Below are 24,075 nucleotides of genomic sequence, written 5' to 3' on the forward strand. Positions count from 1 at the left end.
AGAGAAAATGCAGGAAAAACAAATTGAAATTATCAGGCAGAAACTTGCCGAAACACATAAAAAAGGAGCCGTGCACGCTGACGTTTTTATTCAGGCCGGAACTGCACACTCGGCACACTATGAAGACGGCAGGATAGAAGAACTCTCATCCTCCAACACTGACGGTTCAGGAGCAAGGATCATCGCAGGGAACAAAACATTTTATTCCCATTCTCCAGGCACCTCGGTATCAGGCATATCACAAATCATTTCTGAAGCTGAGACCTCAGCATTCGGTACATCATCCCTGAATGCTGAAAAGGGCAGGGACCCCATCCTGATGATGGAGGAACATATCTCGCCTCCGGAGATAGGTTATATGAAAGAGCTCGATCTTAAGATCAGGAAAAGTTCCAAATATGTAAGACAGGCAGCTTTCAGATACAGCATCTCAAAGAGGAATGTCCTGATAATTAGGTCAGACGGCATTTGCGCCGAGGACAGCAGGACATATTGCAGTTTTTCCGCACAGATAATAGCGGAAAAAGACGGAACACTTCAGACAGCCTCGGAGAGACGCTGCATGGCGGTTCCGCACCCTGATTTCTGGTCGGGTTCGGACCCGCAGAAGATCGCCTTCGCCGCGCTTGACAGAGCCCTTCTTATGCTTGAGGCAAAACCCTGCCCGGCAGGAAAGATGAAAGTCCTGCTGGCCGGAGAGGCCGGCGGCACAGTTATCCACGAAGCATGCGGACATGGGCTGGAAGCTGATATAGTAGAAAAGGACCATTCAATATACAGAGACAAGATTGGAGAAAAAGTGGCACATGATTCGGTGACTATGATAGATGACCCTATGATCCCGTGCCTCTACGGCTCATACAGATTTGATGACGAGGGAACTCCTGCCAGGAGAAACGTACTGATCGAAAATGGAGTATTAAAGGCTTATCTGACCGACATACTTTCTGCCAGTACGTCGAACCTTCCTCTTACAGGAAACGGCAGGAGGCAGTCATACAGGAACATCCCTGTGCCAAGGATGAGCAACACTTTTCTCGCTCCGGGTGATTCCAACTTTGAGTCGATGCTGGCTCAGACCGACAGCGGACTTCTGGTCAAAAAGATGGGGGGAGGGGAAGTCAACCCTACTACCGGGGATTTTGTCTTTTATGTCTCAGAAGCGTATATAATTAAAAAGGGTAAGGTATCACACCCTGTAAAGGGTGCAATACTCACGGGCAACGGACCCGATGTGCTGCAAAATATTATTTCACTGGGAAAAGACCTTTACATGGATCCCGGTGTCTGCGGAAAATCTGGGCAGGGAGTACCTGTTACTGACGGACAGCCATCTATGCTGATCGAAGGGATGACTGTAGGAGGTAGTGAGGCCTAATATGATCTTCGGAAAAAAGAGCAAGAGGGATGAAAAACCAGCTTTACGTCAGCCCAAAACAAAGACAAAACTGACAGACGGCGGGGCATGGACAAAGCTTGCTTACGTTGTCCTTGTGCTGATTTCCCTTTACCTTACAGCATCTTTTTACACTCCCTGGACCGGCACCCTGGGACAGAGAGCCTCTTCAGCGATCCTTGAAACGATCGGCGGATCCTCGATAATACCAATTCTTTTTGCACTATATTTCAGTATTTCAAAGCTCCTTTCAAGGAAGGTGCCTAATCTGATCAGGCAGTCTGCGGGCACCTTACTTTTGTTTTTCACTGCATCCCTGCTTCTGGGTCTCAATACTATGACATCTGACCTCACAAACTATCCCATCTGGCTTTCTCCGGGAAATTTCGGTACTTCTTTTGCTGAACAGGCATTCTCCTTGCTTGGAGCATTTGGCACATTCATAGCAGGAGCTCTTTCTATATATATTTCAATGTTACTTTATAATATCCCCCTATTTTCTCATATAAAACTGCCCGGTTCATCCTTTTTTAATCTTTTCCGAAAGAAGGAAAAGGGCTCCGGGGAACATGCAGCGGAAAAGACATCCAGGGATGACGCGATCAATATTTCCGAATACGAAGGATCTGATTACTTCGGTCCGGCCGGAGAAGAGATAGATCAGCCCCCGATAACTGTTACAGGGCTTGGCCTGCAGGGATCAGAAGAATCGGTGTATTCCAGCGAGCAAATCCAGGACCCTGAATTCAACCTGGACGAAGACCCCTTATATGATGGAGTGGAGCAGGGAGTTTTTCCTCCGCCGATCGAAATATTCGGAAAAGAAGAATCTCATGAGGGAGAGATGGACGAAGAAAAATCCATGCCCCTGGGTGATAAGATAATAAAAGCCCTCAAACAGTTCAACATTGAAGCCAGGCTGGCAGAGATCCTTGTCGGCCCGACTGTTATACAGTTCAGGATCCAACTTGCACCCGGCATCAAAGTCAATAAGGTCGCCGTGCTTTCAAATGACATCGCACTTGCCATGGCGGTGCCAAGTTTAAGGATAGAGGCTCCTATACCGGGAAAACCCTACGTAGGTATAGAGATCCCTAACCCCAGGCGCAGGGGCATCCCTCTCAGAACCATCATTGAAGACCCAGCCTATCAGGAGTCAGACGCAGCACTGCCTCTGCCGTTCGGAGTAGCAGTAAACGGTGATTCTGTCATCACAGGCCTTGAGGAACTTCCTCATCTTCTTGTTGCAGGAACGACAGGCTCCGGGAAAAGCGTTTTTATCAACTCATGTATAGTCGGTCTCTGTTCAATGCGGGCACCTGATGAGCTCAGGATGATACTGGTCGACCCCAAGAGGGTCGAAATGGCTATATACGATAAGCTTCCACACCTTCTTACGCCTCCGGTGACTGACGCAAAAAAAGCTGTCCATGTCCTTGCATGGGCCATAAGAGAGATGGAATCCCGCTACACTATGTTCGCAAAGGCAAGGGTAAGGAATCTCGAAAATTTCAACAAAAAGGTCATACCCAAGGAGAGGCTCCCGCACATAGTAATAGTGGTAGATGAGCTTGCAGACCTTATGATGACGGCTCCAAAGGAAGTTGAAGAATACATATGCCGCCTCGCCCAGATGGCAAGAGCCACGGGCATTCATCTTATACTTGCTACACAGAGACCTTCTGTCAACGTTATTACTGGCCTTATCAAGGCGAACATACCGGCAAGGGTCGCCTTTACTCTTCCCAGTTCCGTCGATTCCAGGACGATAATAGACTGCTCAGGAGCAGAAAAACTGCTCGGAAAGGGAGATATGCTCTTCCTCTCGACCAGGCACCCAAAGCCTATAAGGATCCAGTCCCCATGGGTCGATGAACAGGTGCTTTGCGTCTGGCTCAACTACCTTGTAAATCTTTTCGGCCTTCCTGATTTTATTGAAATAGACAAACAGGGAAACGGACCATCAGGCATAGACAACGCCGCTGCATTTGACGATGACCTTCTTGAAGATGCAGTGGATACTGTGATGTCAACAGGCATCGCATCTGCAAGCGGTCTTCAGCGGAGGCTCAGGGTAGGTTTTTCGAGGGCATCACGCCTGATAGACATGATGGAAATGATGGGTATCGTCGGTCCGGCAGACGGATCAAAGCCGCGCGAGATCCTTGTAGATGAGGATGAGGCACGGGATATGATAATAGATGCGAAAAATGGCTACTAATAAGGAAAGAGTGACAAAAAAAAAGAGCCGTTTACTAAACGGCTCTTTGGACTTTACCGGAACGGAGGCACTTCGTGCAGATATGAAGTTTACGGGACTCTCCGCCGCCCACATCAATGCGTACACTCTGAAGATTTATGAGCCAACGACGCCTTGTGTGACGGTTAGAATGGCTAACTGCATTTCCCGTCGTCGGTCCGCGACCGCAACAATCACATAACCTGGACATTTTTATTCCCCCCTTATACCTTGGAACATCCAACCTGTGCATTGTATCACAGTATATGAAAATCTTGCAACTAAAAGTATTGGAGGAAAATAGATGAACTTCAGCGAAAAAATGACAGAACTGGACAAAATATTGCGCAAGCTCGAAGGAGACGCCATTCCTTTGGAAGATGCACTTTCAGAATTTGAGAAGGGGATAGGACTTGTAAGGGACTGTCGGGCTTATTTAGAGGAAGCAAAACAGAAGGTAGCCCTGCTGACCGATGACGGTGAAGTCCCATTCGACCCTCATAAGAAAGAGGATGCCTGATAATGGGCAAAACTGACGCGGACCTGAAGGTAAAAAAAGAACTTCAAAAATACAGAGATCTTTTCGAAGAGTATCTCGATGTATCTTCAGAACTGAGAAACAGAGGCGTTCCGGAAAAATTACGGCAGGCAATGGACTACTCCCTTTTCGCAGGAGGAAAGAGGCTTCGCCCTGTACTATGCCTTGCTGCCGCAGAAAAATGCGGATGCGATCTCCGTGATGCCCTTCCGCTTGCCCTTGGTTTTGAGATGCTCCACACAGCCACTCTGATCCATGACGACCTTCCATGTATGGATAATGACGACATGCGTAGAGGAAAACCCTCTAACCATGCTGTTTTTGGAGAAACTCTAGCTGTACTTGCTGGCGACGCATTGCTTGCTCTTTCCCTTGAATTTCCCCTCTGCCACAGCAAAAACATCGAACCTCACAAGCTCCTGAGGGCGATGCAGATATTCAGCAGCGCTATAGGACCGGCAGGTGTATGCGGAGGGCAGGTCCTTGATATGGACACGGCCCCTGCAGCCACTGACCCCAAATATGTAAGAAAAATAGCCTCGCTCAAGACCGGCACGTTGATAAGGGCAGCGATAACAGCAGGCGCAGCACTTGGAACAGACGATGAAAATGTCCTCAGCTGCTGCTACGAGTATGGAACACATATAGGTTCAGCATTCCAGATAATAGACGATATCCTCGATGTATCCAGCACAGCCGAAGAACTTGGCAAAACGCCCGGAAAGGATGCTGAACAGGGAAAGATAACCCATGTCTCAGTATACGGGATGAAAATAGCCGCAAAAATGGCAGAAGAAGAGACAATGCTTGCAAAAAAATCCATACTGAAGATCCTGCCTGAGGATAACTTTCTTTCTGAATTCACGGAATACCTCCTGAGGCGGACCCATTAATTTAATAAGAAAATTATGACGCCATGCTAAGATAGTGGCAGACATCAATAGATCAGGCTTTCTGTCTGATCTCATTAATACCAACTTGGAGAGATTCTAAATGAGCATACTTGGATCAGCAAAGGATTTCAGAGGTCTCAATAGTCTCACCTACAGTGAATTGAATAAACTAAGCTGTGAGATAAGGGAAATGATACTTCATGTGACACTGAAGAACGGGGGGCACCTGGCATCTTCGCTGGGGGCTGTAGAGCTCACGGTAGCCCTATTAAGAGCATTCGACCCTGACAGGGATAAAATTATTTTTGACGTTGGACACCAGTCATACGCTTATAAAATACTTACAAAGAGACTGGACCGCTTCCATACACTTAGAACCAAAGGAGGGATCGCCGGCTTTCCCCGGATGGGTGAAAGCCCCTACGATTTTTTCACGACTGGACACAGCAGCACGTCCATTTCTGCTGCAATGGGGTATGCCAAGGCAAGGGACATAAGCCGCCAGAACCATGAAGTTGTAGCTGTGATAGGAGACGGGGCCCTTCTTAACGGGGTCTCTTTCGAAGCTCTCAACTGTGTGGAAAGCACCAAAACAAAGATAATAATCGTCCTTAATGACAACAAGATGTCCATAAACCCAAGGATAGGCGGCATGGCAGGACATCTGGCCCGCCTCTCTGTAAACCCCACATATCTTAAGGTAAAAGATTTCATAAAGGACCAGTGCCATACATTGAAGCGCGGAGACGCACTGGAGGATGCCCTCAAAAAGATCAAGTCCAAACTTAAGTCACTTCTCCTCCCGACAAACATATTTGAAGAACTAGGTATCAGTTACTGGGGGCCCTTTGACGGACATAACATTGAGGAGATGGAGGAAGTCTTCCGGCTTGCCAGGCATTATAAAGAACCTGTGCTGATACATGTCCTCACGAAAAAAGGCAAGGGGTGCTGTGAAGCGGAGAACAACGCACCATTCTTCCATGGGATCGGCCCGAACACTCCTCTTGATGCGCCGCAAAATCACAAACAGAGCTCACTGCCTTCATGGAGTGAAGTGATGTCCGGAACCCTGACAGATGCAGCCTGCAATGATCCGCGTATCGCTGTCTGCACTGCTGCTATGACAGACGGGACTAAGCTCAACGGATTCGCAGACAAATTTCCCGGCAGATTCTTCGATGTCGGAATTGCGGAGGAACATATGCTGACCTTTGCGGCAGGCATGGCCGCAGGCGGCATGAGACCAGCAGTATGTATATACTCTACGTTCCTTCAAAGAGCTGCAGACCAGGTAATGCATGACATATGCCTTTCAAAACTGCCCGTTCTTCTTGGAATCGATAGAGCAGGGCTTGTCGGTGAGGATGGAGAGACCCACCATGGCCTGTTGGATGTGCCATGGTTAAGAGCACTGCCCGGAATCACTATAGCCGCGCCGAGAGACGCTGCTGATCTTAAGTTTTTTGTTAACGGCTGGCTGAAAAGGGAATCCCCGATGGCTGTCAGATACCCCAGGGGGAAGGCGCCAGAAGCCATTCCGGCCGAAGGCAGTCAGGAAAGGATCCCTGCCGGATGGGGAAAGATCGAACTCATGGCCGGCGGAAAAAACGTCTGCCTTATCGGCGTAGGCAGCACCGTTGAGCTCATGCTTAAAACAGCTGAAAAACTCCGTGCCGAAGAAGGGATAACTCCCACTGTAGTCGACCTTAGGTTTATCAAACCTTTGGACATGGACGGCATTTCTGAAATACTAAAAGAACACCGCATCGTTGTCACAGCTGAAGAAAATTTCCTGAACGGGGGATCCGGAAAGGCAATATCGGATCACGCATGCAACAACCATCCGAACTGCACTGTCATCAACATTGGCGTGCCGGACAGATACATCTCGCATGCGACAAGATCAGAGCAGTGGATCGAATGCGGACTTACACCGGAAAACATAATCAGCGCCATTAAGAGATCAAAATGAAAAAAAAACTTGTCAGGCTTGATAAGCTGATCGTAGACAGACAGATGGTCCTTTCACGTACCCTTGCCCAGAACTACATCGAAGAGGGAAGGGTACAGGTTGATGGAATAACGATAAAGAAAACTGCATCAATGGTACCTTTTGATTCCAATATAAGCTTGGATGCCCCGGAGAAGGAATGGGTAAGCAGAGGGGCCCATAAACTGATAAGGGCGCTGGATCACTTTGATATCGACCCTTCAGGTCTGACTTGCATCGACGTAGGTGCTTCAACAGGCGGATTTACTGATGTACTCCTTTCCAGAGGGGCAAAGAAGGTATACGCTGTTGACGTCGGATATGGACAGCTAGCATGGAAGCTGAGAAACGACCCAAGGGTTGTCGTCATGGAAAGGACTAACGCACGCCATCTTACCTCTGATATGATTGACTGTGAAAAAGTTGATATGATCGTATCTGATGCCTCTTTCATCTCGTTGAAGCTTCTACTGAAACCGCTTGAGGCATTAATAAGCGACGACAGTACGATGGTCGTTCTGGTCAAGCCTCAGTTCGAAGTGGGAAGGGAAAAAGTGGGAAGGGGAGTTGTCCACGACCCGCTGCTGCACGAGGAAACGCTGAAGGATCTCGCGTCATTTATTGAGAATGAGACAAAACTTGGGCTTTACAACGCTACTTATTCTCCGATAAGAGGACCGGAAGGCAATATAGAATTCCTATTTCTTTTAGGGTCAAAGAGCAATACAATATTGAAACATGCTAATATAGACTTTATGAAGCTGGTTGAAGAGGCACACGAGGCTACGCAGTAAAGGCAGGGGATCATAAAATGAAGACAAATAACATCGGGCTTCTTTTCAACACCCAAAAACCGGAAGCAATAAACCTGGCCGCTAAACTCTATGCATGGGGCAGGGAGAGCGGGATCAATTTTATGCTTCCTCCTCATGAAGCATCCGCGCTGAGCATACCTGAAACTCCTGACAATATCTGGAGGGAGGATGTTGAATTCGCAGTCATACTTGGCGGAGACGGCACTTTTCTGCGGGCTGCCAGATATACTTTCGGATACCCGATCCCCCTTTACGGGATCAATCTGGGAAGACTGGGCTTTCTGGCAACAGGAGATCCTGAATGTGCAAAGGAAGATATCACCTCAATACTTGAAAACAACTTCACGCTTCAGCAGAGACATCTGATAAAGGGTCTCGTCTGGAGGGGGGAGCGTGTTGTATATGAGCTTCACGCACTAAACGACCTTGTTATCTCAAAGGGAAACCTTGCGAGGGTGATCGACCTTGAAGTCAGGGTAGGGGATGAGATACTTTCACTCTTCCTTGCTGACGGGCTGATCCTCTCTACTCCGACCGGATCTACAGCTTATGCCCTTTCTGCAGGCGGCCCGATAGTCCCGCCCCATGTTCCATGTATGCTTCTTGCACCTATATGCGCGCATACACTTTACGCCCGTCCTGTAGTCCTTAGCGGCACGGACAGGGCTTATGTGACACCAAAAGGAGACAACAGAAACCTCATCCTCACCCAGGACGGACAGCTATGTTACGAGCTGCTGCCCGATGACCATCTCGAAGCCATGCTGGATCCTGACATTCATATCAATATAATTCAGCTCAAGGACAGGAGCTACTACGACCTTCTCCGGGAGAAACTCCGCTGGGGCTTTAACGGCATTACTGACGGGGGAGACTGATATTGATCGAAGAGATCCGTGTCCGCGGAGTCGGCGGCATCAGAGAGGCCGAATTATCACTCAAAGGTGACTTCATAGTAATAACCGGAGAAAGCGGCTCAGGCAAGAGCAGCCTCGTGCGTGCAATGGAATTCATCGCCGGAAAACGCGCCCAGACGAACTACATTCATGCCCTGGAAGAATCCGCCGATGTTATTATGACTCTGTCTACCAACCAAATACCGGGGCTTGATGAAGAATACCAGCCCCAGGACGGCACTCTCATCGTCAGACGTCAGTTCAGCAGGAACGGCAGGGGCAGAAGTCTGATCCAGAACAACCCTGTATCACTCAACCTGCTCTCTTCAGCGATGGAAAAAGAACTTGTCATCCAGAGCCAGTTTGCACAGCTTGGACTCATTGACTCTGCGATACAGCTGGACCTTGTTGATTCCTGCGGAGGAGAGATTCTCGATCATGTAAAAAAAGAACTTGAGAGGACCTTCTGCGAAACTATAGCCACAGAGCGCCGGATTGTCAGGCTGAAAAAAAGGCGTGAAGAGACAGAAGAACTCTACCAAGGCGCGGAAACCGTTCTGCATATGGTAAAAGCTCTGGAGATCCACGAAGAGAGCGAAAGAAAATGGGAAGCGGAGCTGAAAGAGCTCGAATCAAAGGAAACAACAAAAGAGGCGCTGGCTGCCATAAATGAAAGACTTTCAGGCGGAACCGCCTGCGGAGGGATAATAGAAGAACTTGAATCAATAGGCAGGGACATATACGAATCATCTCCTTCAAAGAAAGAAGACTGGAAGGAAAGCATCGAATCCATGCTCATCTCATCCCAGTCAGTAGCCAGAATGCTTCAAAAGGAGCTGCATGATCTTTCTGCGGAAGGAAACATAGAAGAAGCAAAAGAACGTCTTGAGAAAAAGATCGGCATGCTCAGAAAACTAAAGCGTTCACTTGATCTGGTCAACTGCAGGCAGCTCCTGCAATATGCCGGGAAGGCAAAGGATGAGATGGCATGGCTGAAAGAAAGCCATGTTGAGATGGAAGAGCTCGAAAAGGATGCAGCGGAAAAGAAAAAACGGACAAAAAACCTTGCGATAGAGCTTCGGAAATTGAGAAAAGCCGCGGCAGCTGAACTCGCTTCAAGAGTTAACAGACATCTCAGTGACCTTGCCATGGAACATGCCCTCTTTTCCATTGTCATAGAGGAACAGGACAAACTGCGTTCAAACGGCGCAGAAACAGTCTCTTTCAAACTAAGCATGCCGGACCAGCCCCCGCTGCCGGTCGGCAAAACAGCTTCCGGAGGAGAACTCAGCAGGATACTTATAGCACTTCAGCTTTCGCTGGGAGATGAACAGCTTCCCGGGACTCTTGTCTTTGATGAGGTAGAGGCAGGGCTTGGAGGAAGGACTGCGTTACTGGCAGGACATAAGCTGAGGGAGCTCTCCAAACGATGCAGGACGATACTCATAACCCATGAGGCCGCAATTGCTTCCATGGCAGATCAGCATTTCCTTGTAAAAAGAGACGGGGAAGAGACAAGTATCTTCATGATCAGAGATGAAGAGCGTGAAAAAGAAATAGCAAGGATGCTTGCCGGCGATGATAATTCCTATGAAGCGCTGGAGCATGCAAGATCCCTGCTAAATACAAGCCAGAATGGATCAGCACCGGAATGACAGGATGGGGCAACACTTATTGACTAAACCACAAATTTTAACTATAATACTCAGGTTATAGAACGCGCTTGGTGCAGGCCATAAAAGCCATAAGGCTGCCTGACACGCAGCGGAGGGAGGAAAAATAAGTATGTATGCAATTATCGAAACAGGCGGTAAGCAGTACAGAGTATCAGCAGGAGACAAACTACGCCTTGAAAAGATCCACGCCGAAGAAGGCGAGCAGGTATCTTTTGATAAGGTGATCCTTCTCGGTAAGGATGACGGACCACTGATCGGCACTCCTTATATTGACGGAGCAGTCGTAACAGCCAAGATCCTTGAGCACGGCAAAGATGACAAAGTCATCGTTTTCAAATACCGCAGAAAGAAGAACTATCGCAAATTCCGCGGACACCGTCAACAGTATACTCTTGTCGAGTTCGACGGTATCAAAGGCTAGAGCAGCACGTTAAAGAGGAGGTATTCTATAAGTCATGGCACATAAAAAAGGTCAAGGAAGCAGTACTAACGGCCGGGACAGTCAGCCCAAATATCTCGGTGTAAAACGCAGTGACGGCCAGTTTGTTAACGCAGGAACAATAATAGTGCGTCAGCGCGGCACCAAATTCCACCCCGGGCAGAACGTAGGAGTAGGCCGCGACTATACACTTTTCGCTCTTGCGACAGGTAAGGTTCGTTTCCTAACCAGAGCAGACCGCAAATTTGTAACTGTTGAGCCTGAAACGCTCTAAACAACAATAAGTCTGAGTTTGATTCCGGGGGCCTATATATAAGGCCCCCGTTTATAGTATTTTAGGGACGGGGTAACATTATGAAATTTATTGATTCAATGCGTCTTTCCGTTAAGGCAGGCAGAGGAGGAAACGGCTGTATGAGTTTCCTTCGTGAAAGGTGCAGACCCAACGGAGGGCCGGACGGCGGCAACGGAGGCAGAGGCGGAAGCATTATTTTTGAAGCCACCACCAACCTTCAGACACTAGCTGATCTGGAATCCCAGAGAAATATAAAGGGAAACAGCGGGACCCATGGCAAGGGAAGCGCAAGAAACGGAGCGATAGGTGAAGACACTGTTGTTTTGGTGCCTTGCGGTACGATCGTATATGATGCCATGACAAACGAAGGTCTTGCTGACCTTGTTGAACCGGGAGACCGTTTTCTTGCAGCAAGGGGAGGCAGGGGAGGAAGGGGAAACCGCTATTTTTCCAGTTCTGCCAGAAAAGCCCCGAGGTTTTGTGAGAACGGCGATCTCGGAGAAGAAGCTGAAATAAGGCTTGAACTGAGGCTTATTGCAGACGTAGGACTAGTCGGGCTTCCCAACGTAGGCAAATCAAGCATCCTGGCAGCTATTTCCAACGCTCAGCCCAAGATCGCAGATTATCCTTTTACCACCCTTTCCCCGAACCTGGGAGTTCTTACAACAGGGTATGAGAGAATAGTAATAGCAGACATCCCCGGACTTATCGAGGGCGCGCACATGAATAGAGGGCTTGGGATACAGTTCCTGAGACACATAGCCCGCAGCAGGCTCCTTTTACACGTTTTGAGCCTTGAGTGCCAGGAATTTGATAAACTTACCGAAGAGCTGGATACTGTACGCAATGAGATGAGATCCTATGACCCGGATCTTGACAAACGTCCATATTTTGTAGTCGCAAACAAGCTTGATGAACTGGAAAACCCTGAAGAACTCCTCGGGAGGCTGTCCGAACATTTTTGTTCGGTCGGTATAAATTTTTGTGCAGTGAGCGCTTTGACTGAAGAGGGGATACCTGAACTCGTAAAGCATATAATAGACTTTACAGAAAAGAATCCGAGGCCCAGGAGCGAGGTAAGGCTCTATGCTCTTGACAGCGCAGAGGATATTCAGTCACCGGTCAGGACAAGAAACAAGATCCAGGTGGTCTCACTCCACGGAGGAGGATTCAGGATCCTTCACCATCGTCTTGAGAAAGCTGTCGAACGTTATGACCTCAGCCAGGATGAAAACGCTGCAAGATTTACAATGATGATGAGAAAGTATAAGGTCGAGGATCTTCTGGAGGCTGCAGGAGCAAAAGAGGGAGATCAGATAACGATAGGGCCCAAAGATTTCATTTTCTACCCAGATTATTATCCTTCCGAGTTCGAGGAACCCGAAGGACCTGATGAAGATGAGTCTGCCACAGATACAGACACAAACCAAAACCAATAATACAAAAGAGGCAGAAAAATGACAAACAGTTCTATGAGAAGAATAGGTATCATGGGCGGTACCTTCGACCCGATACATTACGGACATCTCAGAGCTGCAGACGAAGCTCACGCAGCATTCGGACTTTCTGAAGTTATTTTTGTTCCGACAGGTCAGCCTCCCCACAAAACAGGGGAGAGGGTATCTTCGGCAGACAAGAGATTCATGATGACTGTTTTAGCGACAGTTGACTGTCCATACTTTTCTGTTTCAAGGATAGAAATTGATAAGACCGGCAAAAGCTATACAATAGATACTCTGAGACAGCTAAAATCACTGCCTGAATACCTTGACACAGAGTTCTATTTCATAACAGGACTTGATGCCGTGCTGGACATAGTCTCATGGAAAAACCCTGAAGAAATTATGAGCCTCTGTAAATTTGTTGCAGTTAGCAGGCATGGATACACTCATACTAGAATGGAAGAACTGCCCGAAGATTTGAGATCTGCAATAATCCCCCTTGAAATACCGCTTCTGGCAATATCAAGTACGGGGCTCAGGGAGAGGGTAAGAAAAGAGAGGAGCATCAGATTCCTTGTTCCTCCTTCAGTTGAACATTTTATCAGGAAGTATTCCCTATACAAAGATATTTGATATTCAAATGGAGGTAAACGCTTTTGAAACATTCTAAATCTATAATCATGATCGTCCTGCTGGCAGTATTGGGCATCGCTGCAGGCGTCGGTCTGAAAGTCTACACTATCCTTCACACAAAATCAGAGGATATCCTTGGTACCATTGAGAGTTCGATAGACAGCGGCAGCGCGCAGTATGCAGCCCTAAAAGAACAAGGGAGATTCAACATCCTTATAATGGGTGAGGATGATGTGGAGGGTTCCAGAAGGTCAGATACGGTATTATTCGCAACTATTGACATAGATGATAAAAACATGAGAATACTTTCCCTGCCAAGGGATACAAGAGTACAGATACCGGGGCATGGCGTGCAGAAGCTTAACCACGCGTTCGCCTACGGAGGTCAGGATCTGCTTAAAGCCACTGTTGAAAAATATCTGGGACAGCCGATTCTTTATTATGTGATCATCGACTATGTCAGCTTTCCGGCAGTAATAGACATACTGGGCGGAGTAGAGATAGACGTCCAGAAAAGGATGCGGTACGTCGACAGGGCAGGAAAACTCGATATCAATATTCAGCCCGGACTGCAGGTAATGGACGGAAAAACTGCTCTGCACTATGTCCGTTTCAGAATGGACGCACTTGGTGACATTGGGAGGGTACACAGGCAGCAGCAGTTCATCAAAGCGATCTTAAAGAAAGTCTACGACCCAAGGATCCTGGTCAAAATACCTGAACTTACAGCACAGACAATGAAACTCTTTAAGACTGACATGTCTCCCGCGCTTTCGATCCAGCTTGCGGGATTCGCGCAGAACGAGCTAGGAAGAGAACGAATATTCTTTTCTACCCTGCATGGACAGGCTGCGACCATCAACAATCTAAGTTACTGGGTAGGCGACACCAAGTCAGCGAATGAATTTCTGGACACTCCTATCGAAATGCTTATCTCAGGAGATATTACAGAGAACAAGAACACAAGTAACTTTGCAGGACTCTCTTTGTCATATTCCTCGGCAGCTGATGAGACAAAAGTAAACGGAGAAGTGCTGGGAGCAGAAAAAGCGGAAGAGAAAAAAGCAGAACCCCTTATGTCCAATGAAGATCTGCTTGCCCTTATCAGATCAATGTCTGAATCCATTGCTGTCCTCAATGGCACAGGGAAGTCAGGGTTGAGTACAGAAGTAGCGTCAAAACTCCAGAAAATAGGCATAGACGTTGTAATGTCAGCAAACGCCAAGCACTTCGACTACAGAAGCAGCAACGTCGTATATCCTCTGAATGCCAAGCCTGAAGTGATAAAAACTGCAAAAACACTTGGCAAGCTCCTTGGCATACCCAATAACCTGGTGAGGTCAAACAATCAGGCATTTTACCCTTCAATTATTATAGGACATGACGGCAAGCAACTTATCAGCCGCATTGACAAACTGATAGAGATAAGCTCACAATAGTCGTTACAAAGGCGCAATTGCTCTAATTAGATTAAACTCCAAAGAAGGCGAGGTGGATATTTATATGATGACATCATCAAAAACGATAGAAGAGTTCTATGAGCCCTACAAGCCAATTGTAGACGCTTTGATCGAAAAACACGCACTGGAAGTCACGGTACACAATCTGAGCGAAGTTTCAGGTTTCACTGAGGCATTCATAGTCGCAATAGCACGCTCCGATCTCCACGCAAAGACACTCCTTGATACAGCAAGTGAAATGCTGGATGAAATGAAGCTCCCGCACAAAGTGGAGGGAGAAGGGAGCAGCCGCTGGTGCCTTATGGACGCAGGACACCTGGTAGTAAACATCCTCAGCAGGGAAGGCCGTGACTACTACAGGCTTGATTCGCTCTGGGGCGACGCTCCTGCTCTTAAATTCCAGGACCAGGACGAATAATAAAGGAAATATAGAAAATGAGATGTATATTCTGTGAAATCGACGACTATATACTGGACAATGAACTGGTCTATGCTATATTCGATAAGATGCCCGTCAATAAAGGTCACATGTTATTCGTAACCAAAAGACACGTTGAAAGCTTCTTTGACATAACGAAGGAAGAACGTGAAGCTATCTTTGACCTAATTGACGAGGCTAAACCGATGCTCGATCAGATATACTCGCCGGAAGGCTACAATATCGGGGTGAACTGCGGAAAAATATCAGGACAATCTGTCATGCATGTCCACGTTCACCTCATCCCGAGATATGCAGGGGATACCGAGTCTCCAAACGGCGGTGTCCGGGGCGTCATTCCGGAAAAAATGAAGTATATATAAATTAAATTCTACAATGTCCTATAATATATCTTATGTGACCTTAAGGAAATTAAAAATTTTCCTATTGTCTTATAAATTTATAACATTTAAATTTGCTTCCTTTTTCTTGTATTGCTATTTTTACATGAACAATAGTCCTAGAATTACCCTGAGAAATTTTATTTTTCACTAAATCTCTTTTTTAAGTTTTTTCAGGAGGTATAAATATACCTGTTTAGATAAGTCAGGCCCCTCTCCGTCGATTCTGGAGGGGCTTGTTTTTGGGCAGACTTAATATAAAAAGGCCGGAGACTGATAAGAGCTTACTTCAGGTATCCGGCCAATTTATATCCCTATTTATTTTGAATATTATAACTTATCGATGATCTATTTATTAATTGGTCCATGTTTACTTATGATTTAAATAAGAGAAAATATGATCAGTCAATTATTTATTGGACAGCGGCTTTTGCGATCCCAAGGAAACTGTCGGGTTTCAAGGAAGCACCGCCTACAAGCACACCATCGATGTCTTTCATTGAAAGTATCGATGCTGTATTTTCCGGTTTAACGCTTCCGCCGTATAATATGATCGTTTTTTCTGCAACTCCTTCGCCGAATGTATCGGCAAGCAATTTCCTGATGAAAGCGCATACTTCCTGGGCATCTTCGCTGCTTGCTGTCTTGCCTGTGCCAATAGCCCAGACCGGCTCATAAGCAACAATAATCTTATCGGCAACATCGTTGCCGTCCATCACCTTAAGGCCTGCCATGAGCTGCTTTCTGATCACATCAAAAGTGCTGCCGGACTCACGTTCCTCCAACAGTTCTCCTACACAGAAAACAGGTGTGAGGTGCTCTTCCAGAGCCGCCAACAGCTTTTTGTGAAGTTCTTCACTTGTTTCACGGAATATGTGCCGGCGTTCACTGTGTCCTATTATCACATGGGTACAGCCCAGTTCTTTAATCATAGGCGCTGAAATTTCTCCGGTAAAGGCTCCGCTTTTTTCCCAATGCATATTCTGAGCACCAATAATGAGCGGTGAACCATCTTTTCCTTTTATTGCCGCATCAAGTGATACAAACGGGGCAAAGACCGCTACTTCCATCATTTCCTTATTTATATTTGAGACGATATCCTCAGACGAGACCAGCTTAGGCACAAAGGCTGACATGAACTCTGAAGTCGCGGCCGGTCCGTTGAACATCTTCCAGTTTCCTGCAATAAATCTCCTGCGCATGTTTTCTGATCCTCCTTAAATTAAATAAAAAAAGCGGCGCCGGTGACTTTGCTTTCCCGGAACCGCTTATATATTTTTACTAAGTTATATCGTACGGTTCTATTCCGGGCAGTATTTTACCTTCAAAGAACTCAAGGCTTGCTCCTCCTCCTGTCGAAACATGGGAGACCTGATCTTCATATCCGAACTGCGCAATTGCAGCTGCGGAATCCCCTCCCCCAACAACAGTGAATGAACCAATTTGTGTGGCCTTAACAAGAGCCTGGGCAATTGCCTCTGTGCCTTTTGAAAATGCGGGCATCTCGAACACTCCCATTGGCCCGTTCCAAAGTACAGTTCTGGAAGAAAGGATGACCTCAGTAAAAGCTTTGATTGTCTCCGGACCTATGTCGAGACCCATTTTTCCAGACGGTATTGCATCAGAAGTTACCAGAGAATATGGAGAATCTGCTTTAAACTCGTCCGCTGCCAGAATATCTAAAGGCAAGAGCAGCTTAACTCCCAGCTCTTCTGCTTTTGTTATCATTTTATACGCAAAATCGATCTTATCTGTCTCACAGAGAGAAGTCCCTATTTCAAGGCCCTTTGCTTTGAAAAAAGTAAATGCCATGCCTCCGCCTATCAGGATCGTGTCGACTTTTTTCACTAAATTTTCGACTACTGCGATCTTATCGGACACCTTCGCGCCGCCAAGTATAAGCACGAATGGTTTTTGAGGATCATCACGGACCGCTCCCAGCATCTCTGTTTCCTTGACGATCAGAAGGCCTGCAAACGATGGGAGTACCTCAGCAACAGCTCGTGTGGAAGAGTGGGACCTGTGGGCCGCACTGAATGCATCCATGACAAATATGTCAAAATTCTCTGCAAGTTTTTTAGCAAATTCCATGTCGTTTTTCTCTTCTTCAGGATGAAACCTGACGTTTTCGAGAAGAAGGACTTCGTTGCCCCATTCCGAGGATGCCTTTTGAACTTCAGGACCAATACATTCATGGACAAAACGCACATTCCAGCCTGTTATCTTTGCAAGTTCCTCACCAACAGGCTCAAGCGAATACTTCAAATCTATTTTACCCTTTGGCCTGCCAAGATGGGAAATAAGGGCAACTTTGGCCCCGGCTGCCTTGAGAGCCCTCAGGGTCGGAAGGTGCGCACAGATCCGCGTAGAATCAGCAACCTTGCCATCAGCAAGGGGGACATTGAAGTCAACCCTGACCAAAACCTTTTTTCCGATGATATCATCGGGCAAAAAAGTTTTCAGCTTCATGGGGTTTAAATTCCTTTAGAGAAAATATAGTCTGCCAGATCTATTACCCTGTTGCTGTAAGCCCATTCATTGTCATACCAGGAAAGGACCTTGACCATTTTGTCACCCATGACCAGTGTGTGCCTGGGAGCAAAGATCGAGGAGCGCGGATCTCCGACGAAGTCCATTGAGACCAGATCTTCCGGTTCATATCCAAGGATGCCTTTAAGGGAGCCTTCTGCATATTCCTTCATTGCAGCGTTGACAGAATCTACAGTCACTGGCTTTTCAAGTGTCACTGTGAGGTCGACTACTGAGACGTCGGGGGTAGGTACGCGCAGGGCAAATCCGTTCAGTTTGCCTTTAAGTTCCGGCATGACTTCTGAGATAGCCTTTGCAGCGCCTGTCGTAGTGGGGATGATCGAAAGCGCCGCTGCCCTGCCCCTGGAAGGTGTCTTGTGCGGAAAATCGAGTGTTACCTGATCGTTTGTGTAAGAGTGGATGGTGTTCATGAGTCCCTCGACTATGCCGAATTTCTCCTGAAGCACTTTGCAGACAGGGGCAAGGCAGTTCGTTGTGCAGGAAGCATTTGAGATGATGTTATGCTTCGCTGGATCATAAATCCCTTCATTAACTCCCATGACTATCGTGGCATCCTGGTTTTTAGCAGGTGCGGAAATTATTACTTTTTTTGCTCCTGCCGTTATGTGAGCCTTTGCTGCATTTGCATCAGTAAAGCGGCCGGTGCTTTCGATAACGAGGTCTACACCAAGCTCTTTCCAGGGAAGCTTTGCAGGATCCGGCTCTGCCACTGCCTTGATCTTATGTCCGTTTACAACAAGATAGTCTCCTTCAACGGAAACTTCCCCCGGGAAGCGGCGGAACACCGAATCATATTTCAGGAGATATGCAAGGGATGCCGGCGGGGTAAGATCGTTTACTGCCACGACCTCAAAGAGATTGTCCTTTCCGTTCATGAAGAAAGAACGGAGCGAAAGACGCCCAATTCGTCCAAAACCGTTGATTGCAACCTTGTACTTTGCCATGAATATTGCCCCCTTAAATTTTTATCACAAATACTTGTGAATATTAGAGCATAGATTAATTTTTGCTCTTATTTGATTGTGCTACCTTATAGCTTTAAAGTCAAACAGATTTAATCCGTTTTACTCATCAAATTGCAGATTTTCGTGCAAAACTCTCAAAAGTTCTCCGAGAGCCATAGCGCTGAGCACATCACCATGAGGTTTGTACGGCATCATACCGTCAAAACACTCTGCAATGCCTCCAAGGCATCTGTGCCTGAGGTGTGAGTTGAAAGGACGCATAAAGATCCATCCCAGGTCTGTCCTTGTCGGATTATATTTAAGGAATGCCGAAATGAACTCCCCAAGGAGCCACGGCCATGCCATGCCGCGGAAGCGGGCCTTCATTCTCTGGTCGAGCCTTCCCTCTGACCTGCCCTTGAATTTATCCTGCCTCGGATCAAGGGTGCGCAGACCGTAGGTCGTGTAGAGCTCGTCCCAGCAGATCCTTATCACGCCTCTGGCCATGTCGTCTGTAAGTGGGCTGTAAGAGAGTGAAGCCGCTAAGATCTGATTTGGACGGATCGCAGTATCTTTGGCCGAAACTGCGGGGTCGATCCAGTCATAGAGACATTTTCTCTCGTTGTTCCAGAAGATCTCACGGAAAGAGTCCGCGCATTTTTCCGCCATTTCTGCGTATTTTTCTTTTGCATGAATGTCATTGTCAGCCTCGGCAAATTTTTCAGAGACTTTCAGCGCGTTGTACCACAGCGCGTTAACTTCTACGAGATACCCTCTTCTGTGTACTACCGTCTCCCCTGCTGCAACAGCGTCCATCCAGTGCCTCAGCGGATCATCCGAGTCCACTTTAAGCAGCAGATTTTTTTCGCATGTAAGGTCAAGAGTATTGATACCGAGTGTGTAGCGGTCTGTTATCTTTCTCGCTGTGTCCCTGATATCCGCGTCTTCTTCCCTGATTCCGACGTGCTTCGTGTATTTATCTGCAGCATATACGAACCAGAGGCCATTGTCAGCGGCTTCAAATACGCATTTTTTGTCGGGAGCTATGCGCTCAGGCATTACCCAGTCATTTTCTTTGCAAATATCTGCCCAGATACGGAGGGCTCTCGCAGCGATCTTTTCCCTTCCTGTGGCAAGGGTAAGTCCCGGCAGAGATACAAAGGTATCTCTTGCCTTGAACTCCACTGATGGATAGCCGGTATAGACAGGGGAAACAGGATCGTCCCTGTCATCTATGAGGTGGTATGAAGCAGCGATCATGTCTTGTTCAGCGCTGCTGAGAGCAGGAAGGTTGGCCTGTTCCAGTATGTTTTCAAATCTTTCGGAGCACTCTGTTTCAATAGAGATTATCTCTTCTATAGACATCGTTATCGGTTCATCGGAGAGGATCACATAGAGCACGTCTCCCTCAGCTATGTCATTGCTTACATAGCCAGGAGACCAGAGATGATCGACTGATGGTGTTTCTGGAATGTCGTCTTGCTCGTATATAAGATTTTCGTACCATAGAGGCTTTGCTGCCCATGTACCTGACGTTGCTTTGAAATAGCTTTTATGTCCTTTGCCCTCAACACCTATTGTGGAGTTTTCCCTGTAAAAGAGGTCAAATTCCCCCTTGCCGGGTTCCGGGCATACTTCAGAATTGATCCTATGTGCAAACAGCGGACGAAGGTCTATGCGAATTTTATCCGGAGCAGCCAGGAGTTCGTACTTGACTATCGTACATGCTTTCCCCTGAGGCATGAAAATTGATTTTTTGAGGAGGATGCTGTGTATTACAAACAGCATGCTTGGAAATGGGTTGCCTTGATATTCCTGAAGGTATCTGTATCCGTCCGGATAGACAAGGTCTTTGTATCGGTTTGTGGAAAGCTGGTACTTTTTCTTTTCGTGGAAGATCGTCTCTTCGATCTTGCTTACCAGCACAGAGTGCTGCGTTTTTCCCTCCGGGCGGACCACAAGGAGCCCGTGCTCTCTTCTTGTGTTTGCTCCAATGACCGTCGAGAATCCATAACCTCCGCGGCCGTTTGAAACAAGATACTCCCTGCCCGCCCCTTTATCATAGGTGTTAACGTCTGCCTTTCCCAAATACATGGGCACCATCCCCCTTCAACAGCTTATGCAGTATATTTTCACACTTCCTCCACCTATATTCTACCGTACTTTTGCTAATAGGTCTCGGTAGATTTTGTCCAAGTTCTTTTAAAGAAATGCTCGGATTTTTTTTCCTTGCAAACACAAGTTCCCTAAGCTCATCAGGAAGTTCTTCCAGAATGCCTGCCTCTTCCATCTCTCTTATCAATTTCATTTGTCTTTCCGCCGCTTCAAGTGTTTTATTGATATTGGCAGAGTCACAGTTTACAAGCTTATTGGCGCGGCTTCTCATTGATCTGTATATTGCCGTCTCCTCAAGAGCCAGGACTGTCTTTACAAATCCCATTCTTGAAAGAAAGGTCACGATTTGCTGCTGATCTCTCAGCATAAGCTCACGCATCTGGCTTTTTTTCCTTATCCCTACGCTGAAATCGGCTGATTTCAGTATACTCTGGAGTCTCTCCGCGCTTCCGTTTCGTACCGGAGGCCTGAGGACGAGGTGATAGCCTGTTTTGGGCACATAAAGAGCACCGCAGCTGCCCCACATCCCCCTGACCCAGTTCCAGTTTCTCTTTTTACGGGATGATATTGAGATCCTGCCAAATATCTTTTCGGCAAGTTCCACATTGAGCGAGAAACGAAGCCTGCTCTTCTGCTGTTCGCCATAGATTATCCTAATCGTCTCAATGTTCTGGTATTCTGAATCTGCCCATAGCTTCAAAAGTCTTCTTAAAGCAAAAATCCTTCCTGAAGTAAACTCATATTCACTTCCGGTTTTCCTGCAGTTCGAACCATCCAGGATACCGGCTATCTCATCTTCAACAGGTGGAATGATCGGGAATGCAGTCCATTCATCCCAGATCTTGTAGCTCAAATGTTCCATGCCTGTCAGTCCTTGATCTCCCTGTTTTCCCGTGTCAGTCTTATTATCGCCTCCGAGAGGTTCTGTGCGTTATGCCTTAGGTAAGCTCCATTTTTGATCGTGACAAAATCTCCATATATAACAGTCGTCCCGAGGGACTCCAGATATTTTTCCTCTTCATTTGAAAGATATAGCGGTTCTGCTCCTATTTTGCTGTACCTGTTTAAAAATTCTTCCGGTATCGGCGCCTGATTTGCCAGAAGATAATCCGGGACAGTGCCAAGAACACCTGCCACCCAATCCACGTGTGCAAGGATGTTCATGCCTTCGGTCTCTTTGGGCTGTGTTACAAGGTTGGCGACATATACTATGGGCACAGGAGAATCTTTCAGAAGGTCAGATATTTCTTTGAGCAACAGGTTTGGAAGTACACTTGTAAAGAGGCTTCCCGGTCCGAGCACTATAATATCTGCTGAATTCAGTGCTTTTTTAACTGCTTCAAGAGGAGGTGCATTGCGTGGTTCTATCCAGAGTTTGGCAAGATTACTGCCGTTATCGGAGACTTCAAGTTCGCCTTTTACGATTCTGCCGTCTTTTGTTTCACCTTTAAGGGTAACGTTTTCTGTTGTTACGGGCAGTACCTGGCCTCTTATGGCAAGCATTTTATTAAGTTCTTCGACAGCGCGCTGAAAATCACCCATCATCTCTGTCGTAGCGAGCAGGATCAGGTTTCCAAGATTATGTCCCTTCAGCTCTCCCCTGTCGAACCTGAAATTGAGCAGCCTGTTCAAAGAGCTGTCATTTTCCGCAAGGGCCACGATACAGTTCCTTATATCTCCAGGAGGAAGCATGCCCCACTCCTGACGGAGACGACCGGAGCTGCCTCCCTCATCAGTTACGGCAACCACTGCAGTTATATTTCGCGAAAATCCTTTAAGACCGGACAACAGAGTTGAAAGCCCTGTACCTCCTCCGATTGTGACTATTCTTGGACCAAGGGAAAGCCTGTATTCAACGGCGTTTGTCATTATTCCATGGCGGCCGGACGCTGTCTTGTTTTGATGTTTGCTTCTTCCTGAGAGCACATAAAAAGAGAGTGCGGAAGCAGCGATCACCATTATTATCAGTATGGCTGAAAATGAACTCACAGCAAATTCCCCTTGTCTATATCCCTGTGGTCAATGGTCAGATTGTTCCCTCTCCTTTTCAGGTGAACTGCAAGCATCTCGGAAACTGCCACGGATCTGTGCCTGCCGCCTGTACAGCCAATGGCGATGTGGACCTGCTGCTTTCCTGTGCTGTTGTAAACTGATGAGACAAAATCAAGCAGGTTTTCAGCCTTTTCAATAAAAATATCCAGATTTTCGAAACCGGAAAGATATTTCTGTACTTCGTAATCTTTTCCCGAAAGGGCGTGAAGGTCTTCAATGTAATTGGGATTTGGCAGGAAACGTACATCAAGCACATAATCGGAGTCCTGGGGTATACCGTATTTAAAGCCGAAAGAGCTTAATATCACAGAAGTTTTGTCTGATGACATCCCCATGATCTCAAGCAGCTTTATCCTGAACTCGTTTGCTTTCATCCCTGATGTGTCTATGACTATGTCGGCATTCTTCCTTATCGGACCCAGAAGCTTTCTTTCCAATGTAAGCCCGCCAAGTATAGTTTTGTTTTGGGAGAGCGGATGCCTTCTTCTTGTTGTTTCAAATCTTCTCACCAACGTCTCATCGGTCGCGTCAACAAAAAGGATCTCTAGCTTTTCGACCTTTTCACGAAGTCTTGAAACCACTTTCTCCAAATCGTTCAGCAGCTCTTCACCTCTGACGTCTACCACTGCAGCAACTCCGTGGTTTGCAGCGGACTGGTGTCCTTCAAGAACGTCAAGAAGCTGTGGAAGGAGGGTCGGAGGGAGGTTGTCGATAACGTAAAAACCCTGATCCTCGAACACGTTTAGAGCAGAAGATTTTCCTCCGCCGGACATCCCTGTGATTATCACACATCTTTTGATCTTGCCTGAGACGCAAGGATCATGCATATACCCTACCCCCTCCTGATTACTGTTTAAATAGTCTGTTTATTAATGGGTCG

General features: G+C 47.0%; 23 protein-coding genes. 15 read left to right on the forward strand and 8 right to left on the reverse strand.

Features of this window, described 5'->3' with window-relative positions:
- Positions 1-7: 7 nt before the first annotated feature.
- Together CVV54_00940 and CVV54_00945 are read left to right on the forward strand one after the other, a co-directional pair.
- Positions 8-1,378, forward strand: coding sequence for a TldD/PmbA family protein (locus tag CVV54_00940; GenBank protein PKL05417.1), 1,371 nt, complete (start codon positions 8-10; stop codon positions 1,376-1,378).
- Position 1,379: 1 nt separating this feature from the next.
- Positions 1,380-3,617, forward strand: coding sequence for a DNA translocase FtsK (locus CVV54_00945; GenBank protein PKL05418.1), 2,238 nt, complete (start codon positions 1,380-1,382; stop codon positions 3,615-3,617).
- A gap of 34 nt (positions 3,618-3,651) precedes the next feature.
- On the opposite strand, the gene rpmB is transcribed toward CVV54_00945, so the two are convergent.
- Complete coding sequence (rpmB, locus tag CVV54_00950; GenBank protein ID PKL05419.1) at positions 3,652-3,846, reverse strand: 50S ribosomal protein L28; 195 nt, start codon at positions 3,844-3,846, stop codon at positions 3,652-3,654.
- A 93-nt stretch (positions 3,847-3,939) separates the two neighbouring features.
- On the opposite strand from rpmB, the gene xseB reads away from it, so the two are divergent.
- The 13 genes from xseB (at position 3,940) to CVV54_01015 (ending at position 15,516) form a co-directional block, all read left to right on the forward strand.
- Positions 3,940-4,155, forward strand: a complete 216-nt coding sequence (gene xseB / locus CVV54_00955; protein ID PKL05420.1) for an exodeoxyribonuclease VII small subunit — start codon at positions 3,940-3,942, stop codon at positions 4,153-4,155.
- A 2-nt stretch (positions 4,156-4,157) separates the two neighbouring features.
- Complete coding sequence (locus tag CVV54_00960) at positions 4,158-5,066, forward strand: geranyl transferase (protein PKL05421.1); 909 nt, start codon at positions 4,158-4,160, stop codon at positions 5,064-5,066.
- Positions 5,067-5,166: 100 nt separating this feature from the next.
- On the forward strand, positions 5,167-7,041 hold the full coding sequence (gene dxs, locus CVV54_00965; GenBank protein ID PKL05422.1) for a 1-deoxy-D-xylulose-5-phosphate synthase: 1,875 nt from the start codon (positions 5,167-5,169) through the stop codon (positions 7,039-7,041).
- A complete protein-coding gene (locus CVV54_00970) occupies positions 7,038-7,853 on the forward strand; it encodes a TlyA family rRNA (cytidine-2'-O)-methyltransferase (protein ID PKL05423.1) in 816 nt (271 codons plus the stop codon). Before dxs ends, CVV54_00970 begins: the two co-directional genes overlap by 4 nt.
- 17 nt (positions 7,854-7,870) lie before the next feature.
- The gene (locus tag CVV54_00975) at positions 7,871-8,752 is read left to right on the forward strand and encodes an ATP-NAD kinase (GenBank protein PKL05424.1); all 882 of its coding nucleotides are present in this window, start codon (positions 7,871-7,873) and stop codon (positions 8,750-8,752) included.
- Positions 8,749-10,425, forward strand: coding sequence for a DNA recombination protein RecN (locus CVV54_00980; GenBank protein ID PKL05425.1), 1,677 nt, complete (start codon positions 8,749-8,751; stop codon positions 10,423-10,425). Before CVV54_00975 ends, CVV54_00980 begins: the two co-directional genes overlap by 4 nt.
- Positions 10,426-10,555: 130 nt before the next feature.
- The gene (gene rplU / locus CVV54_00985) at positions 10,556-10,867 is read left to right on the forward strand and encodes a 50S ribosomal protein L21 (protein PKL05426.1); all 312 of its coding nucleotides are present in this window, start codon (positions 10,556-10,558) and stop codon (positions 10,865-10,867) included.
- A 34-nt stretch (positions 10,868-10,901) separates the two neighbouring features.
- Positions 10,902-11,159, forward strand: coding sequence for a 50S ribosomal protein L27 (locus CVV54_00990; GenBank protein PKL05427.1), 258 nt, complete (start codon positions 10,902-10,904; stop codon positions 11,157-11,159).
- Positions 11,160-11,239: 80 nt separating this feature from the next.
- Positions 11,240-12,619, forward strand: a complete 1,380-nt coding sequence (locus CVV54_00995) for a GTPase ObgE (protein ID PKL05428.1) — start codon at positions 11,240-11,242, stop codon at positions 12,617-12,619.
- A gap of 33 nt (positions 12,620-12,652) precedes the next feature.
- Positions 12,653-13,255 (forward strand): nicotinic acid mononucleotide adenylyltransferase, encoded by a 603-nt coding sequence (locus tag CVV54_01000; protein PKL05614.1) that lies wholly within the window; start codon positions 12,653-12,655, stop codon positions 13,253-13,255.
- 23 nt (positions 13,256-13,278) lie between these two features.
- A complete protein-coding gene (locus CVV54_01005; protein PKL05429.1) occupies positions 13,279-14,694 on the forward strand; it encodes a LytR family transcriptional regulator in 1,416 nt (471 codons plus the stop codon).
- 64 nt (positions 14,695-14,758) lie between these two features.
- Positions 14,759-15,133 carry a ribosome silencing factor gene (gene rsfS / locus CVV54_01010; GenBank protein ID PKL05430.1) on the forward strand — a complete coding sequence of 125 codons (375 nt, stop codon included), beginning with the start codon at positions 14,759-14,761 and terminating at the stop codon, positions 15,131-15,133.
- 17 nt (positions 15,134-15,150) lie between these two features.
- Positions 15,151-15,516, forward strand: coding sequence for an HIT family protein (locus CVV54_01015; protein PKL05431.1), 366 nt, complete (start codon positions 15,151-15,153; stop codon positions 15,514-15,516).
- Between the two features lie 431 nt (positions 15,517-15,947).
- Here CVV54_01015 and CVV54_01020 read toward each other — a convergent pair whose 3' ends face one another.
- The 7 genes from CVV54_01020 to CVV54_01050 all read right to left on the reverse strand — a co-directional run bounded on the left by CVV54_01020 (position 15,948) and on the right by CVV54_01050 (position 24,022).
- The gene (locus CVV54_01020; protein PKL05432.1) at positions 15,948-16,736 is read right to left on the reverse strand and encodes a triose-phosphate isomerase; all 789 of its coding nucleotides are present in this window, start codon (positions 16,734-16,736) and stop codon (positions 15,948-15,950) included.
- A 79-nt stretch (positions 16,737-16,815) separates the two neighbouring features.
- Complete coding sequence (gene pgk, locus CVV54_01025) at positions 16,816-18,003, reverse strand: phosphoglycerate kinase (protein ID PKL05433.1); 1,188 nt, start codon at positions 18,001-18,003, stop codon at positions 16,816-16,818.
- A 5-nt stretch (positions 18,004-18,008) separates the two neighbouring features.
- Positions 18,009-19,028, reverse strand: coding sequence for a type I glyceraldehyde-3-phosphate dehydrogenase (gene gap, locus CVV54_01030; protein PKL05434.1), 1,020 nt, complete (start codon positions 19,026-19,028; stop codon positions 18,009-18,011).
- A gap of 120 nt (positions 19,029-19,148) precedes the next feature.
- Complete coding sequence (locus CVV54_01035; protein PKL05435.1) at positions 19,149-21,122, reverse strand: amylo-alpha-1,6-glucosidase; 1,974 nt, start codon at positions 21,120-21,122, stop codon at positions 19,149-19,151.
- Positions 21,097-22,005, reverse strand: coding sequence for a DNA-binding protein WhiA (gene whiA / locus CVV54_01040; GenBank protein PKL05436.1), 909 nt, complete (start codon positions 22,003-22,005; stop codon positions 21,097-21,099). The genes CVV54_01035 and whiA overlap by 26 nt, the downstream gene beginning before the upstream one ends.
- A gap of 5 nt (positions 22,006-22,010) precedes the next feature.
- Positions 22,011-23,102 (reverse strand): hypothetical protein, encoded by a 1,092-nt coding sequence (locus CVV54_01045; protein ID PKL05615.1) that lies wholly within the window; start codon positions 23,100-23,102, stop codon positions 22,011-22,013.
- A gap of 26 nt (positions 23,103-23,128) precedes the next feature.
- On the reverse strand, positions 23,129-24,022 hold the full coding sequence (locus CVV54_01050; protein ID PKL05437.1) for an RNase adapter RapZ: 894 nt from the start codon (positions 24,020-24,022) through the stop codon (positions 23,129-23,131).
- Between the last annotated feature and the right edge of the window lie 53 nt (positions 24,023-24,075).

This window comes from Synergistetes bacterium HGW-Synergistetes-1 (assembly GCA_002839185.1).
Taxonomy (GTDB): domain Bacteria; phylum Synergistota; class Synergistia; order Synergistales; family Synergistaceae; genus Caenicola.

Bases quoted from the DNA above. Each gene is read 5' to 3' on its own strand.
- CVV54_00940 (PKL05417.1), top strand. From the start codon at position 8: ATGCAGGAAAAACAAATTGAAATTATCAGGCAGAAACTTGCCGAAACA.
- CVV54_00945 (PKL05418.1), top strand. From the start codon at position 1,380: ATGATCTTCGGAAAAAAGAGCAAGAGGGATGAAAAACCAGCTTTACGT.
- rpmB (PKL05419.1), bottom strand. From the start codon at position 3,846: ATGTCCAGGTTATGTGATTGTTGCGGTCGCGGACCGACGACGGGAAAT.
- xseB (PKL05420.1), top strand. From the start codon at position 3,940: ATGAACTTCAGCGAAAAAATGACAGAACTGGACAAAATATTGCGCAAG.
- CVV54_00960 (PKL05421.1), top strand. From the start codon at position 4,158: ATGGGCAAAACTGACGCGGACCTGAAGGTAAAAAAAGAACTTCAAAAA.
- dxs (PKL05422.1), top strand. From the start codon at position 5,167: ATGAGCATACTTGGATCAGCAAAGGATTTCAGAGGTCTCAATAGTCTC.
- CVV54_00970 (PKL05423.1), top strand. From the start codon at position 7,038: ATGAAAAAAAAACTTGTCAGGCTTGATAAGCTGATCGTAGACAGACAG.
- CVV54_00975 (PKL05424.1), top strand. From the start codon at position 7,871: ATGAAGACAAATAACATCGGGCTTCTTTTCAACACCCAAAAACCGGAA.
- rplU (PKL05426.1), top strand. From the start codon at position 10,556: ATGTATGCAATTATCGAAACAGGCGGTAAGCAGTACAGAGTATCAGCA.
- CVV54_00990 (PKL05427.1), top strand. From the start codon at position 10,902: ATGGCACATAAAAAAGGTCAAGGAAGCAGTACTAACGGCCGGGACAGT.
- CVV54_00995 (PKL05428.1), top strand. From the start codon at position 11,240: ATGAAATTTATTGATTCAATGCGTCTTTCCGTTAAGGCAGGCAGAGGA.
- CVV54_01000 (PKL05614.1), top strand. From the start codon at position 12,653: ATGAGAAGAATAGGTATCATGGGCGGTACCTTCGACCCGATACATTAC.
- rsfS (PKL05430.1), top strand. From the start codon at position 14,759: ATGATGACATCATCAAAAACGATAGAAGAGTTCTATGAGCCCTACAAG.
- CVV54_01015 (PKL05431.1), top strand. From the start codon at position 15,151: ATGAGATGTATATTCTGTGAAATCGACGACTATATACTGGACAATGAA.
- CVV54_01020 (PKL05432.1), bottom strand. From the start codon at position 16,736: ATGCGCAGGAGATTTATTGCAGGAAACTGGAAGATGTTCAACGGACCG.
- pgk (PKL05433.1), bottom strand. From the start codon at position 18,003: ATGAAGCTGAAAACTTTTTTGCCCGATGATATCATCGGAAAAAAGGTT.
- gap (PKL05434.1), bottom strand. From the start codon at position 19,028: ATGGCAAAGTACAAGGTTGCAATCAACGGTTTTGGACGAATTGGGCGT.
- CVV54_01035 (PKL05435.1), bottom strand. From the start codon at position 21,122: ATGTATTTGGGAAAGGCAGACGTTAACACCTATGATAAAGGGGCGGGC.
- whiA (PKL05436.1), bottom strand. From the start codon at position 22,005: ATGGAACATTTGAGCTACAAGATCTGGGATGAATGGACTGCATTCCCG.
- CVV54_01045 (PKL05615.1), bottom strand. From the start codon at position 23,102: ATGGTGATCGCTGCTTCCGCACTCTCTTTTTATGTGCTCTCAGGAAGA.
- CVV54_01050 (PKL05437.1), bottom strand. From the start codon at position 24,022: ATGCATGATCCTTGCGTCTCAGGCAAGATCAAAAGATGTGTGATAATC.